Origin of the sequence: Herbiconiux ginsengi (assembly GCF_900107435.1) — a bacterium.
Classification (GTDB): domain Bacteria; phylum Actinomycetota; class Actinomycetes; order Actinomycetales; family Microbacteriaceae; genus Herbiconiux; species Herbiconiux ginsengi.
On sequence record NZ_FNPZ01000001.1, the window covers coordinates 34,960 to 49,261 of the forward strand.

Annotated in this window: 8 protein-coding genes; 2 read left to right on the forward strand and 6 right to left on the reverse strand. The window is 70.1% G+C overall.

All coding sequences use genetic code 11. The features are described from left to right. Nucleotides 1-1,713, reverse strand: a 1,713-nt coding sequence (locus BLW00_RS00145) for a purple acid phosphatase family protein (protein ID WP_175494063.1), incomplete at its 3' end; no start/stop codon positions are given. A 62-nt stretch (nucleotides 1,714-1,775) separates the two neighbouring features. Then, on the reverse strand, nucleotides 1,776-4,010 hold the full coding sequence (locus BLW00_RS23715; RefSeq protein ID WP_217634255.1) for a purple acid phosphatase family protein: 2,235 nt from the start codon (nucleotides 4,008-4,010) through the stop codon (nucleotides 1,776-1,778). Between the two features lie 247 nt (nucleotides 4,011-4,257). On the opposite strand from BLW00_RS23715, the gene BLW00_RS00160 reads away from it, so the two are divergent. Then, nucleotides 4,258-5,355, forward strand: a complete 1,098-nt coding sequence (locus BLW00_RS00160; protein ID WP_092547570.1) for an LLM class flavin-dependent oxidoreductase — start codon at nucleotides 4,258-4,260, stop codon at nucleotides 5,353-5,355. 103 nt (nucleotides 5,356-5,458) lie between these two features. On the opposite strand, the gene BLW00_RS00165 is transcribed toward BLW00_RS00160, so the two are convergent. Beyond that, nucleotides 5,459-6,193 carry a VIT1/CCC1 transporter family protein gene (locus BLW00_RS00165; RefSeq protein ID WP_092547572.1) on the reverse strand — a complete coding sequence of 245 codons (735 nt, stop codon included), beginning with the start codon at nucleotides 6,191-6,193 and terminating at the stop codon, nucleotides 5,459-5,461. A gap of 58 nt (nucleotides 6,194-6,251) precedes the next feature. Next, a complete protein-coding gene (locus tag BLW00_RS00170) occupies nucleotides 6,252-8,066 on the reverse strand; it encodes a cell wall-binding repeat-containing protein (protein ID WP_092547574.1) in 1,815 nt (604 codons plus the stop codon). Nucleotides 8,067-8,175: 109 nt separating this feature from the next. Between BLW00_RS00170 and BLW00_RS00175 the strand changes: the two genes are divergently transcribed. After that, entirely contained in the window at nucleotides 8,176-8,892 is a 717-nt protein-coding gene (locus BLW00_RS00175; RefSeq protein ID WP_092547576.1) for a 4'-phosphopantetheinyl transferase family protein, read from the forward strand. Nucleotides 8,893-8,929: 37 nt separating this feature from the next. Here BLW00_RS00175 and BLW00_RS00180 read toward each other — a convergent pair whose 3' ends face one another. Then, nucleotides 8,930-10,261 carry a M1 family metallopeptidase gene (locus BLW00_RS00180; RefSeq protein ID WP_092547578.1) on the reverse strand — a complete coding sequence of 444 codons (1,332 nt, stop codon included), beginning with the start codon at nucleotides 10,259-10,261 and terminating at the stop codon, nucleotides 8,930-8,932. An 8-nt stretch (nucleotides 10,262-10,269) separates the two neighbouring features. Further along, the gene (locus BLW00_RS00185) at nucleotides 10,270-14,217 is read right to left on the reverse strand and encodes a Pls/PosA family non-ribosomal peptide synthetase (RefSeq protein ID WP_092551702.1); all 3,948 of its coding nucleotides are present in this window, start codon (nucleotides 14,215-14,217) and stop codon (nucleotides 10,270-10,272) included. Between the last annotated feature and the right edge of the window lie 85 nt (nucleotides 14,218-14,302).

Sequence of the window (14,302 nt, forward strand, 5' to 3'; positions counted from 1 at the left end):
CCAGTTGCGGTTCTGCTGACCCACGTAGAGCAACTGCTTCTCGTCGTCGATCCCGAGGTCGCGGATGTTCTCCGGCAACGTGATCGTGCGGGTGACCTCGTCGGTGTCGGCGTTCATCTCGAAGATGCTCCGGCTGTTCTGGTCGCCCAGATACAGCCGATCCTTCGACTGCGAGAACGCCGATCCGGCCGGCAGCTGCGCGTTCGACTTGTTCACCGAATCCAGCGCACCCGTGACCTCGTAGTCGACCGACCCCGTCGGGGTGCCGGGATCGGTCGGGCCGCCCGGGTCGGGGTTCGGCTCGCATCCGAGGCACGGCCCGGGGTTCGAGGGGTCGATCTTCTGCGGCGCCTCGTCGTCGGTCACGGCCTTGCCCGAGTCGTTCTTCACGATGGTGAGCCCGTCGAAGTACTGGCCGTCGGCGGTGCGCGACTCGTAGCGCAGTGTGTCACCGGCCACGTCGATCAGCTGGTAGAGCTCGACATCGCCCTTCAGCTTCTTCAGGTGGGCGTCGTTCTCGGTCCACAGGCGCGGGCCGGCGTTGGAGTACATCTTCGAGCCGACCACCGACACGGCGTACACCGGCCCGTCGTAGTTCAGGTCGGCGTTCCATGTGGCCGGGTTGCCCTTCTCGGCATCGTTCGAGTTGCCCCGGCCGTAGTTGTGGTCGTGGCCCTGCAGCACGAGGTCGACGTTGTGCGACTCGAACAACGGCAGCCAGGCCTCGCGGATGGCGCGGTTGTTGCGCCCCTCGTCGAGCGAGAACACCGGGTGGTGGAAGTAGACCACGGTCCACTTGTTGGGGTTCTCGTCGAGGGTCTTCGAGAGCCAGGCGGTCTGCACGGCGAGAGCCGCGGCATCCGTGATGTTCGAGTTCAGCGAGATGAACCGCACGCCCTGGTAGTCGGTGTAGTACACGGTGCCTTTGAGGAGGGCCTCGATGCCGGCCGACCCGGTGGGCCCGTTGTCGGGGTACTCGAACTGCGCCTGCCACTGCGTCGAGAGCTGCGCCCCCTCGTACTCGTGGTTGCCGGCAGCGGCGAGGAAGTTCTGCGTGCCGAACTGGTAGCCGGCGGCGTCGAACACCTCTCCCCACTGCGAGTCGTTGTTCGCCTCGTCGATCAGATCGCCGGCCTGCAGCACGATGCTCGCGTCGGGGCGGTCGCGGAAGGCGTTGCGGATGACGCGGCTCGCGTCGCTCTTGATGCCGTTCTGCACATCGCCGAGGTAGATGAACGAGAACGGCTCGGCGGTCGCGGCCGCGGTCGTGAAGTGCTGCCACTCGCTGAAGTTGGTGCCGTCGCCCACGCGGTACTGGTATTGCGTGCTCGGGGCGAGTCCCGTGAATTTCACGGTGTGGAAGGCCTCGTCGTAGTTCGCGGTCGACACGTCGGTGTTCTCCGAGGCGTCGACCGTGAGGATGCCGGTCGGATACGGCGTGGCCGTCGCCACCCGGTACTCGGCCTTGGCCGTGGTGACGCCCTTCGAAGTGCGCCAGGTGACGGCCTGCGAGGTCGACAGGTCGCCCGAGGGCGTGAGAACGACGCGGTCGGGCACCACGGAAGGTCCGTGCTGCTGCACCGGGGTCACGGTGGCGGCCGTGGCGGTCGATCCCATCCCGAACACCGGGGTGAGGAGGGCGGCCGCGACGGCCGCGGTGGCGATGCCCGCGAGCATCCGCCTTCCGCGGGTTCGCGTGGAGTGTTTCGTCATGGGCTGACGGCCTTTCGGTGCGGTCGTGCTGCTCGGGGTAGAAGAGTCGGGTGCGAAGGCGCTCATGCCGCATCCCCTGCCCGGCGACGGCGGAGGTACACGAAGGCGAGCGCGATCACACCGGCCAGCAGCGCCGCGCCGGCGATCGCGATGGTGACGCCGACGCCGTTCACGCCGGTCTCGGCCAGGTTCTTCACCCCGGTGGCCTCGGAGCCCGGCTTCAGCACCGTGAGATCGACGGATGCGACGGCCCCGGATTCCAGGCCGCGCACCACGATCTTGTGCGCGCCCGGCGTGACACCGGCCGGGATGTGGGCGGTGAAGAAGTAGGCCCCGTTCGCGTCGGCGCTCGGGAAACCGAGCTCGATCGGGTCGGAGTGCAGGGTGATCTCGAGGTCTTCGTTCGGCCAGAAGCCGTCACCCTTCATGCTCAGCGAGTCGCCCGCAGCGATCCCGGTGGCGGAGAGCTGGATGGCGCTGGGGTGCGCCTCGGGCTTGGGCTGAGTCGGATTCTCGGTGGGCTGGGGTGAGGGGGTCGGGCTCGCCGTGGGCTCGGGGGTCGCGGTCGGTTCCGGAGTCGCGGTCGGCTCCGGAGTCGCGGTCGGTTCCGGGGTCGCGGTCGGCTCAGGGGTCGGCGTCGCCGTCGGCTCAGGCGTCGCAGTCGGCTCCGGAGTCGCGGTCGGTTCCGGAGTCGCGGTGGGTTCCGGAGTCGCAGTGGGTTCCGGAGTCGCAGTCGGCTCCGGAGTCGCAGTCGGCTCCGGAGTCGCAGTCGGCGTCGGCGTCGGCGTCGGCGTCGGCGTGGGCTCGGGGGTCGAGGTGCCGCCACCGGGCACGACCGGGGTGGGCCGCTCGGGTGCGTCGATGTCGGCGCGGGCGGAACCCGGTCCGCTCGCCCAGGCCTCGGTCTCATCGGTCACGAGCTTCGTGCCGTCATCCGACTTCGTGATGGTGAAGGCGTCGAAGAGCTCGCCCGTCACCGTGTGGCTCTCGAGGTGCAGCTTGTCGCCCACCACGTCGACCGTCTGGTACATCTGGGTGTCGCGATTCATGCTCTTGAGATCAGCGCCGTTGGTGATCCAGTTGTTCGACTCGAGCGGGTCGGGCACGTACATCTTGGGACCGGCGACGGAGACGAGGTAGACCGGGCCGGTCTGGCTGGTCGCCGGGTCGGCGCCGGCGGGCAGGTTCTGCTCGTTCGCGAACAGGTTCCCGCGGCCGTAGGCGTGATCGTGACCCTGCAGCACCAGGTCGACGTTGTGCTTCTCGAAGATCGGGAGCCACGCCTCGCGGATCGACGCGTTGTCGCGCCCCGAGGTCACGGAGAAGATCGGCTGGTGGAACGCGATGACGCTCCACTTGCCCGGGTTCTCGGCGAGCACCCGGTCGAGCCACGCGGTCTGCGCATCCAGCTCGGCGCCGTAGGCCATGTTGGCGTTCAGGGTGACGAAACGCACACCCTGGATGTCGGTGTAGTACACGTTCTCGTCGAACTTCTGCTTGATCGCGTCGGTGTCGGCCGGACCGTTGCGGGGGTACTCGAACTGAGCACCCCAATACCGCGTGAGCTCGGGCCCGGGATAGTACTCGTGGTTGCCGGGCGCCGCGATGATGTTCATGTAGGCGTTCGAGAAGCCGGCCGCGCCGAACCACTCGCCCCACTCGGCGTCGGCGACGTCGGTGTCGATCAGGTCGCCGAGGTGCACGACGGCTTTGGCGTAGGGGCGCGCCTCCGTCGCGGCACGGAAGGCGCGCGACGCATACGACTTGACGTCGTTCTGAGCGTCGCCCTGCACGATGAACGAGAACGGCGCAGCCGTGGCGGCCGGCGTCTCGAACTCCAGCCACTCGCTCCAGGTCTCGCCGTCGCCGACCCGGTAGAGGTAGGCGGTGGACTCGGCGAGGCCGGTCAGGGTCGCGGTGTGGTATTTGATGCGGTAGCCGAGATCCGTCGCGAACTCCGTGGTGCTCGCGGCGTTCACGGTCGTCGATGCGGAGACCGGGCCTTTGGTCATCGCCGCGAGCTGCACCTGCGGGTTCGTGACGTCGACCGAGGTGCGCCACGACACGTTCTGTGTGGCGTAGGGCACGTCGGTCGGGGTCAGGATGATGCGGTCGGGCACCGCGGAGGCGACGTGCACGAGCGCGGGATTCACCGGCGGCGGGTTCAGGCCGCCGGCGGCGTAGGCGATTCCTCCGCCCAGGCTCGCGAGGGCGACCGCAGCGACGATGCCACCGGCCACCACTGCCGTGCGGGGTTTGAGGCGCGTGAGTGCGCGCGAGAGTTGATCGCTCTTCATACGGGTGAACGTCCTTCGAGTGGAGACGGCGGAGCCGACAGGAGAAAAGCCCGCGCGGGGTCAGCGGGCGACGCGGATCACACTATGGGCCGCGTGAGCGCCATCCCGGGGGAATCAGAGAGAGTTCACCTGCCTGTTACCGCCTGCTGGAGAACCCGACCGTCCGTTTGCCGAGACAGATCGTCTCGTCTCCGGGACAGCCTCCGCGGGGAATAATCGGCCACCCCACCCTGCTGAGAAGAGGGTCATGACTCAGCTCTCCGTACTCGACCTGATCCCCGTCCGAACCGGCCAGTCGTCGGGTGATGCCGTCGCCGCGAGCCTCGGGCTCGTGCGCACCGCCGAACGGCTCGGCTTCACCCGCTTCTGGGTGGCCGAGCACCACAACATGCCGGCCGTGGCATCCACCTCCCCGTCGACGCTGATCGCGCATTTCGCGGCGCAGACCTCACGCATCCGTCTGGGGTCGGGCGGTGTGATGCTCCCGAATCACGCTCCGCTGTCGATCGCCGAGCAGTTCGCGCTGCTCGAGGCGATGCATCCCGGGCGCATCGACCTCGGCCTCGGGCGTGCGCCCGGCTCCGACCCGGTCACCTCCTACATGCTCCGCGGCCAGCGCACCACGACGGACGCCGACCCCGCCGAGACCTTCCCCACCGACGTCGAGACCGTGGCCGCGCTGCTCGGTTCCGACCGCTCGCTCGCGAGCGAGCCGTTCGGCGAAGACGACCAGCCCGCCGTCGGCCTCAATATCAGGGCCCGGGCTTACGAGTTGAAGGCGACTCCGCGCATCCGCACGGCTCCCGAGATGTGGCTGCTCGGATCGAGCAACTTCAGCGCCACACTCGCGGCGAGCCTCGGCATGCCGTTCGTGTTCGCGAACCACTTCGGGCAGCCGGGCATCGAGCAGGCGCTCGAGCTCTACCGCAGCCGCTTCCAGCCGTCGGAGGCGCTGGCGGCGCCGAAGACCTTCCTCACCGTGAACGTCTCCGTGGCCGACACCGACGACGAGGCGCAGCTCGTGACGCTCCCGCAGCTCATCTCGATGGCGCGGCTGCGCACCGGTGGCGCACTCACGCCGCAGCTCACGATCGACCAGGCGCGCACGACCGACCTCAGCGTGGCCGAGCAGGAGTTGGTGCTGGAGCAGTCGCGGCGCTGGCTCATCGGCACGGCCGAATCGGTGGAGCGTCGCATCCGCGCGCTCGCCGAGCAGTACGGGGTCGACGAGGTCATGGTCTCCCCCGCCGGCGGCGCGTGGGCCGCCGATCCGTTCGACGCCACGCCCTCCCGCGAGCGCACCCTCGAACTCCTGGCGTCCCGATTCCCCGAGCTCGCCGCTTAGGCCGAGGCGTCGCCCTGGCCGGGTAAAGGTGCACATGAGCGAGACTGACGCCGTATAGGCGTGCCACTCCACCGCATTTGCACCGTTACACGCCACGCACCGACTACACGACGCCCGTCGTCCCCAAGAGGGACCCGATCGCGAAGGTGGCTGCGAGTGCCAGTGCGCCGCCGATCACGACGCGCAGCGTAGCGCGCCAGATGCGGGCACCGCCGATCCACGCGCTCACCGATCCGGTCAGGATCAGGGCGAGTATCACCACCGCGAACGTCGCGGCCACCCGGATCTCGGCCGGGAAGAGCAGGATCGACAGGAACGGCAGCAGCGCCCCCACCGTGAACGCGAGAGCCGACGCGCCCGCCGCCTGCCACGGGCTCACGAGGTCATCGGGGTCGATGTTGAGCTCGGCCGACAGATGCGCGGCCAAGGCGTCGTGTGCCGTGAGCTCCTTCGCCACCTGCCGCGCCGTCTCGGAGGTCAGCCCGCGCTGCTCGTAGATGCCGGCGAGCTCGGCGAGCTCTTCCTCCGGCATCTCGTGCAACTCGCGCCGCTCTTTGGCGATCAGCGATTTCTGGCTGTCGGACTGGCTGCTCACCGAGACGTACTCGCCGAGCGCCATCGAGATCGCCCCACCCACGAGCCCCGCGATGCCGGCGGTGAGGATGGGAGCGACGGATGAGGTCGCCCCGGCGACCCCCACCACGATCGCCGCCACCGAGACGATTCCGTCGTTCGCTCCGAGCACGCCCGCGCGCAGCCAGTTCAGGCGGCCGGCGAGGCCTTCGACGTGGGGCTCATGGGGGTGGGCCCCCACACCGGGAAACTCTGTCTCAGACATGTCACCATGCAACCACACTGCAGGAGCGGTGTGGCACTCCCGCGGTCCCTGCCACGTCTCAGCAGCTCGTGAGGCTCTCCACGCCAGCCCCCAGCGAGTTCGGCCCGCCCAACAAGGTGACCTTGGTGTTGTCGAAGAAGGCGAAGCTCAGCTTCACGTCTTGCGGCACGCAGGTCCCGGGCACCACGATCAGCGGCGAGCCTTGCGCGCCGGCCAGGGCCGACCCGGCGAGCGCATCCGGGAAGTTCAGTCCGGTGGCCAAGAAGACGCGGTCGCTCGGATGCGTGCCGTCGGTGTTGTCGTACGCATCCTTGTTGATCGCGAGCGAGGCCGCGAACCGGTCGGCGCCGGCCACGCGCTGCGTCTGGATGCCCGGCAGAGCCGCGATCGATGACTGAATGCCGGTCGACACCGAGTTCGGTCCGCCTGCGATCGTCACGTTCTTCACCTTCAGCGTGGTCAGCAGGGCTGCTGTTTCCGGGTCGACGGATGCTGCGCCGCCGTTCACCAGGATCACCGGCTCCCCGTTGTGCCCGCCCGCCCCGCTGGCGCTCAGTGCATCCGGGAAGTTGAGGCCGGTCGCCACATAGGCACCCGTCGCGCCGGTGCCGAAGGCGCGCTGGGCGACCTTCCGCGAGACCTCGAAACGGTCGGCCCCGCTGATGCGGGTGACGGTGGCGCCGGGGAGCAGTACAGCGAGCTGCGTCGCGACGCTCGGGCCGACCGAGTTCGGTCCGCCCACGATCACCACGTCGTCGGGGTCGAGCTTCGTGAACTCGGCCGCGATGCTCGCGGGCAGCGAATCGGTCGTGGTCAGCAGCAGCGGTGCATGGTCTTTGACGGCCGCCGGGCCAGCGGAGAGCGCATCCGCGTAGCCTGTGCCGGTGGCGAGGTAGACCGTCTTCGCGCCGTCGGGGTAGGCTTCCTCGGCGATGGCCACCGACTCGGAGTAACGGTCGGGTGCCTGGATGCGGTCGACGTCGATGTGCGGGTAGCCGAACCAGTCGGTATAGATGATCCAGAAGTTGAGGTTGCCGAAGCTCGCACACTTCCCCTCGATGCCCGCCAGGGCGTCGGAATCGGGCTGGTAGGGCGTGTAGTTGTAGAGCGAGGCGGTGGCCTGCGTGCGGATCGTCAGCTCCGTGCCGTCGCATCCGGCGGCATCGCTGTACTTCACGACGACGGGCACTCCGACCTGGTACTGGGTCGAGCCGGGGTCGACCTTGTAGTCCTTCAGGGTCCAGGCCGCCCAGTACACCTGCTTGAAGAACCCGGCGTAAGCGGGATTGCACGGCGCCGAGTCCGAGCAGTCGAACCCGGTGGCCTGCTGGTACTGCTTGTCGACGGGCCAGTCGTCGCCGACGAGCTGGGACTCCTTCTGGATGAGCACGAGCAGCGCCCTCTGGCTGATGCCGCACGCCTGCCCGACCCTCGCGACGATCGTGGCGGCCGACTCCGATCCCGAGCCCGCGTAGGCGGTGCACCGGCTGTCACCCGCCATCGACGGGGTGGCGGTGCGGTAGTCCTTGAGGCACGTGTACCCGGGCTGGCAGGTGGGAACCTGGGCCTGCAGGAAGGACTGCACGGCACCCGCCGACATCGCCGTTCCGGTGTACATGTTCTTGTCGCTGATGATGTCGTCGGCGCGGAAGCTCGTCGTCACCGGTGCGGCGTTCGGAATCGCGACCAGCTGGTCGTCGAGGGAGAACGACGATTCCGACGACGGATCGGGGGCCGGGTCCGAGGTCGGAGCGGGCACCGGCTGCTCCTCGGCTGCCACGGCACCGACGGCGCCCCCGGCGACCAGCCCCACCGCCAGCAGCAGTCCGAGCAATCCGGTGAGGGGGTTCCTGAGCGGCGACGTCGTCTTCATTCCGCGATGCTAACCGGAATCGACAGCTGTCGCCCACTCATCGGGGGTGAACTTTCAGTGCATTCCCACGCGCTACGCTCGTGGCGACCGGAGGAGGCCAGCGCACACCATGTCAGCCCCCGCATCCGCTCTCCCCGTCGTGTCGCCCGTCGATGTGCTCGTCGCGCTGCACCCCGATCGAGGCGACCCGGCGACAGACCAGCGGATGCTCGCCGCCCTCGCCGCGCCCCTCGCCTCAGCCTCTGCTTCCCGTCTTCCCGGCGAAGAACCCGGCATCGAGGCCGCCGCAGTCGACACCACCTTCGCCATCACACACCACTGCTCCGCGTGCGGCTCCACCGGCCACGGCCGTCCGCTGCTCGTGTCGGCCGACGGCGTGCCCGTGCCCGCCGTGCACCTCAGCCTCAGCCGCGCCGCCGGCTGGGTCGCGCTCGCGGCGACACTCGCTGCTCCGGTCGGCATCGACATCGAATCGCTCTCGTCCGTGCGAACCGCCGCCTTCGACGACGTCGCGTTCGACGACCACGAACGAGCCACGCTGATAGCTCACGCCGAAACCCACGGCCCCGCCGCGGCCGACCGGATGCGCACTCTCGCGTGGGCGGCGAAGGAAGCCGTGCTGAAGGCGGCCGGCACCGGCCTCCGCGCCGACCCCCGCACCGTTCCGCTCGACCTCGACCGTCCCGATGACCTCGTCGCGCTGCGGAGCGGGTCGCCGCGCCTGGTCGTGCTGCCCGGAATGCCGGCCGGGGTGCTCGGCTGTCTGGCCGTCGTCGCCGACCGGCGTCCCCGCATCCGCGTCGTCACGCCGTCGTTCACCGTCTGAGCACTGGATGCTGAAGGCGGAAGGCTGAAAACCAGCCCTAGAGCTTCGGCAGGCTCTTCCCGTAGACCCAGCGCTCCACGATCGGCCCCACGAGATCGCTCCCCGAGTGCGCCTCCATGATCTCCACGAAGTCCTCCGTCGACACCAGCCCGAAGCGGCATTCCGAGACGTAGGAGCGCAGCGAATCGAAGAACACGTCGTCGCCGAGCGCCCGCCGGATGGCGTGCAGCGCGAGCGCCCCGCGCTTGTAGACACGGTCGTCGAACATCGACTGCGGACCCGGATCGCCGATCACGATGTCCTTCGGCTGCGCGTTCACCTGCGCGCGGTGCGCCGCCGCGCTCGCGTCGGCCGACTTGCCGCCGCTGGCCTCGGCCCAAAGCCATTCCGCGTAGCAGGCGAACCCTTCGTGCAGCCAGATGTCGCGCCAGCGTGCCAGCGTGAGGCAGTTGCCGAACCACTGGTGCGCGAGTTCGTGGGCGATGAGCCGGTCGGTTCCGTGGAGTCCGTCGACGTGGTTGCGCCCGAAGATCGCGAGCCCCTGCGCTTCGAGCGGGATCTCCAGCTCGTCGGGCGTCACGACCACCGCGTAGGAATCGAACGGATACGGCCCGAACAGCTCGCAGAACAGGGCCATCATGTCGGGCACCCGCCCGAAGTCGATGGCCACCTCGCGCTCGAGCGCCTGCGGGTAGAAGAGGGTCTGCGGCACGGGCTCCGACGCGATCGACCGCGAGCGGTAGCGGCCGATCTGCACCGTGGCGAGATACGTCGACATCGGCTGCCGCATCTCGAAGGTCCAGATCGTGCGCCCGGAGCGGTTCGCGCGCGACACCACCGGGCCGTTCGACACCACCGTGTACCCGGCCTCGCAGGCCAAGGTGATGCGGTAGAGCGCCTTGTCACTCGGATGGTCGTTGCAGGGAAACCAGGATGCCGCCCCACTCGGCTGCCCGGCCACGATCACGCCGTCGGCGAGCTCTTCCCAGCCCACTTCGCCCCATTGGCTGCGGATCGGATGCGGCGCCCCGCGATAGCGCACCACCACGGTGAACTCGATCCCGTCGGCCAGCGGCCGTTCGGGCGTGATCACGAGCTTGCGCGGCGTCTCGGCGAGCTTGCGCGGCCGCTCCCCGTCGACGGTCACCTTCACCACGCTGAGGCCGGCGAAATCGAGGCTGAAGCGCTCCAGCGGCATGGTGGCCCGGGCGCGGATGATCGCGACCCCGTTCAGCCGGTTCGTGGCCACCCGGTAGTCGAGATCGAGGTCGTATTCGAGCACGGAGTAGCCACCGTTGCCACTCGTCGGAAGGTAGTCGTCACCCGCCGACGCGGCCCCCAGAGAGGATGATGGTGGATTGGCTGCCATGGATGCGGTCAAGTCTGCCACGGTGCGATCGGATTGCCCGCCCAGAGCGATCCGCTCGGCACCCGCTCGCCGCGCATCACCAACGACGCCGGGCCCACGCTGGCGTTGCGGTCGACCGCGGCCGCCGGCAGGATGACGCTGTGCGGACCGAGGGTTGCGCCCTCGCCCAGCACGACGGAGTCCAGTTGCATGATGCGGTCATGGAAGAGGTGGGTCTGCACGACGCATCCGCGGTTCACGGTCGATCCGTCGCCGAGGGTGATCAGATCGGCCTCGGGCAGCCAGTACGACTCGCACCAGACCCCGCGCCCGATGCGCGCTCCGAGTGTGCGCAGCCACACGGCGAGCGCCGGGGTGCCGGAGGCGTTGGCCGCGAACCAGGGGCGCGCCACGGTCTCGACGAAGGTGTCGGAGAGCTCGTTGCGCCACACGAACGACGACCAGAGCGGATGCTCGCTCACCACGATCCGCCCCACCAGCAGCCACTTCGCGGCGGTCGAGACGAGCGCGGCGACGGCTCCCGCGGCGAGCATCACGACGCCGGAGAGCAGGATCGCCCAGCCGAGACCGATCTCGGTCCACAGCCATTCCAGGGTGACGAGGATGCCGAGGGCGATCCAGGCGGTCACGACGACGGGCACGATCCGCAGGATCTCCCAGACCGCGCGGGCGAGCTTGAGCGAGGCCGGCGGGCGGAAGGTGCGGGCCTCGTCGAAGTCGGAGACCGTGCGCCGCAGCCGCACGGCCGGATTGCCGAGCCAGGAGGAACCGCGCTTCCCGTTCTTCGGCGCCGAGGAGAGCACGGCCACCAGGCCGTTCCGGGGCACGCTGCGGCCCGGCCCCGCGATACCGCTGTTGCCGAGGAACGCACGACGGCCGATCTTCGCCTTGCCGATGCGCAGCCAGCCGCCGCCGAGTTCGTAGGAGGCCACCATGGTGTCGTCGGCCAGGAACGCGCCCGGAGCGATGGTGGTGAGCGCGGGCAGCAGCAGCACCGTCGAAGCCTCGACGTTGCGGCCCACCTTCGCCCCGAGCATCCGGAGCCACCACGGGGTGGCGAGGCTGGAGTAGATCGGGAAGAGCAGGGTGCGGGCGCTGTCGAGGATGCGCTCGGTCGACCATGCCTGCCAGCCGATGCGACTGCGCACCGGGTAGTAGCCCTCGCGCAGCCCGATGCCGAGCAGGCGCACCGAGCCCACCACGAGCAGCGCGTAGGCCGCGCCGGCCACGATCACGGCGAGCGGCGTCGCCAGTGCCGCCCGGGCCGCCGCTTCGCCGAGCGTCGCGGGGTCGCCGATCATGGCACCGACCACGAGGGCGCCGAGCAGCACCGAGACGGCCGGCAGCGCCGACATGCCGAGCGAACCCAGTGCGTAGGCGATGAGCCAGCGCTTGGCGGGCAACGGTCGCGCCGCCGGCCAGGGTCGCCGGGCGGAGCCCACGCGGGTGGCGGGCGAGCCGGCCCAGCGTTCGCCGCTCGGCACCCGGCCCGACACGGCGGCGCCGGCCTCGACCTCGGCTCCGCGGCCGATGTTCGCGCCGCCCAGCAGGGTGCTGCGCGAACCGATGGTGGCGTCGGCGCCGATGTGGATGCGCCCCACCCGGAAGGTGTCGCCGTCGAGCCAGTAGCCCGCCAGGTCGACCTCGGGTTCGATCGCGGCACCCGCGCCGATCGAGATCATCCCGGTGACCGGGGGCAGGGTGTGCAGGTCGACCCCGCGGCCGATCTTCGCGCCGAGCGCGCGGGCGTAGTAGCTGATCCAAGGGGCTCCCGCGAGACTCACCGATCCCGCCAGCTGCTGCACCTGCTCGGCCAGCCAGACGCGCAGGTGCACGGTGCCGCCGCGCGGATAGTCGCCGGCTCGCAGACCGGTGAGCAGGAGCCGCGCGGCGACCACCGAGATCGCCATCTTGCCGGGTGGCGTCACGAAGAGCACGAAGCCCACCAGCACCCACCACCACGAGACCGTGGGAAAGAAGGTGTGCGCTCCGGCGGCCGAGAGCAGGTTGTTGGCCGCCGAGAGATAGACGAACCAGCGCAGCCCCACGATGACGTGCAGGGGGATGCCGAGCAGCGTCTGCGCGATGCGGCTGGATGCCGGCGTCACGAGCACAGGCCGGTCCGCTCCTCGACCGGAGCCGCTGCCGGCCGGGGCCCGGCTGTCCAGCTCCTCGGCGAGCGAGCCGATGCGGGGGTGGTCGTAGATGTCGGAGACCCGGGTGTCCGCGAAGTGCTCACGGATGGCGGACACGAGTTGCGCCGCCGAGAGCGAGCCACCGCCGTGGGCGAAGAAGTCGTCGTCGGGACTCTCCACCGGCACACCGAGGATGGCCGACCAGCGTTCGGCGAGCCAGGCGGCGGTGGGCGAGAGGTCGGCGTTCGCGGCGTTCCCGTCTCCGGATGCGGGCAGCGGCCAGGGCAGGGCCGCCCGGTCGACCTTGCCCGAGGTACGCGTCGGCAGCGACTCGACCACGGCGAGCAGCGGCACGAGCGCTGCGGGCAGCTCTTCGCGCAGGCGGGCGTTCGCCGCGTCGCGATCGAATTCCGCGCCGTCGGCGAGCGCCAGGTAGCCCACGAGAACCTGGTTGCCCGCGGCCGTGGTCTTCACCACGGAGGCGGCGCCGGCCACTCCCTCGAGGCCTTGCAGCGCCGCATCCACTTCGCCGAGCTCGATGCGGCGGCCGCCGAGCTTGACCTGGTCGTCGGCGCGGCCCACGAAGATCAGTCCGGCCTCTTCGAAGCGCACCAGGTCGCCGGAGCGGTACGCGCGCTCCCAGCCGAGGCTCGGGAAGGGCGCGTACTTCTCGGCGTCCTTCGCCGGATCGAGGTAGCGGGCGAGCCCCACTCCCCCGATGATGAGCTCGCCGGTCTCCCCCTCGGCGACGCGGGCTCCCGAGGCGTCGACGACGGCGAGCATCCACCCGTCCAACGGAAGGCCGATGCGCACCGGACCGCTGCCGAGCAGTGACGCGCAGGCGACGACGGTGGCCTCGGTCGGGCCGTAGGTGTTCCAGACCTCTCGACCGCGCGCGGCGATGCGCGCCACCAATTCGGGCGGACAGGCCTCACCGCCGAAGATGACCAGTCGCACGAGCTCGAGCGATTCCTCGGGCCAGAGTGCGGCCAGGGTCGGCACCGTGGAGACCACGGTGATGCCGTGAGCGATGAGCCAGGGGCCGAGGTCGACCCCCGAGCGCACGAGCGAGCGCGGGGCGGGCACCAGGCAGGCGCCGTTGCGCCAGGCCAGCCACATCTCCTCGCAGGAGGCGTCGAAGGCCACCGAAAGACCCGCCAGCACCCGGTCGCCGGGGCCGATCGGCGACTGCTGGAGGAAGAGGCGCGCCTCGGCGTCGACGAAGGCCGCGGCCGAGCGATGTGTGACGGCGACGCCCTTGGGCACGCCGGTCGAGCCGGAGGTGAAGATGACCCAGGCGTCGTCGTCGGGCGTCGGGCCGCCGACGGCCGGGATCGTGCCGGTGGGGGTGGCGAGCGACGGCGTCGCGTCCGGCGGGAGATCGTCGACGGAGTCATCGTGGTCGACGGCGGAGATCCCCTCGCCGCCGACCACGTCGACGGGGGCATCCACAGCGCCCGCGGTGGCCGCGCCCGGCGCATCCGCTGATTCCGCCGCAGCGGCACGCGGGGCGAAGACGCCCCCGACGCCCACCACGCCCACCACGCGCGCCTCGCCGAACACGAGCTGCGCCCGCTCTTCGGGGTCGTCGGCATCGACCGGCACGTAGGCGGCACCCACCGCCAGCACGGCGAGGATCGAGACGTACAGCTCCCGTGTTCCCGATGGAATCCGGATGCCTACCTTGTCGCCCCGCCGCACCCCGGAGCGACTGAGCACGGCCGCCTGAGCGTTCACGAGGCGCAGCAGCCGGCGGTAGCTCACCGCACCCTCGGGCGAATCCAGGGCGAGCGCATCCGGGTTCTCCACCGCGGTCTGCATCAGGATGTCGATCAACGTGCGCACGGGCGTGGCCCGCGCCCCGGCATCGAGCACGCGCTGTAGATCGGCGTTGTCGTCAGTCACT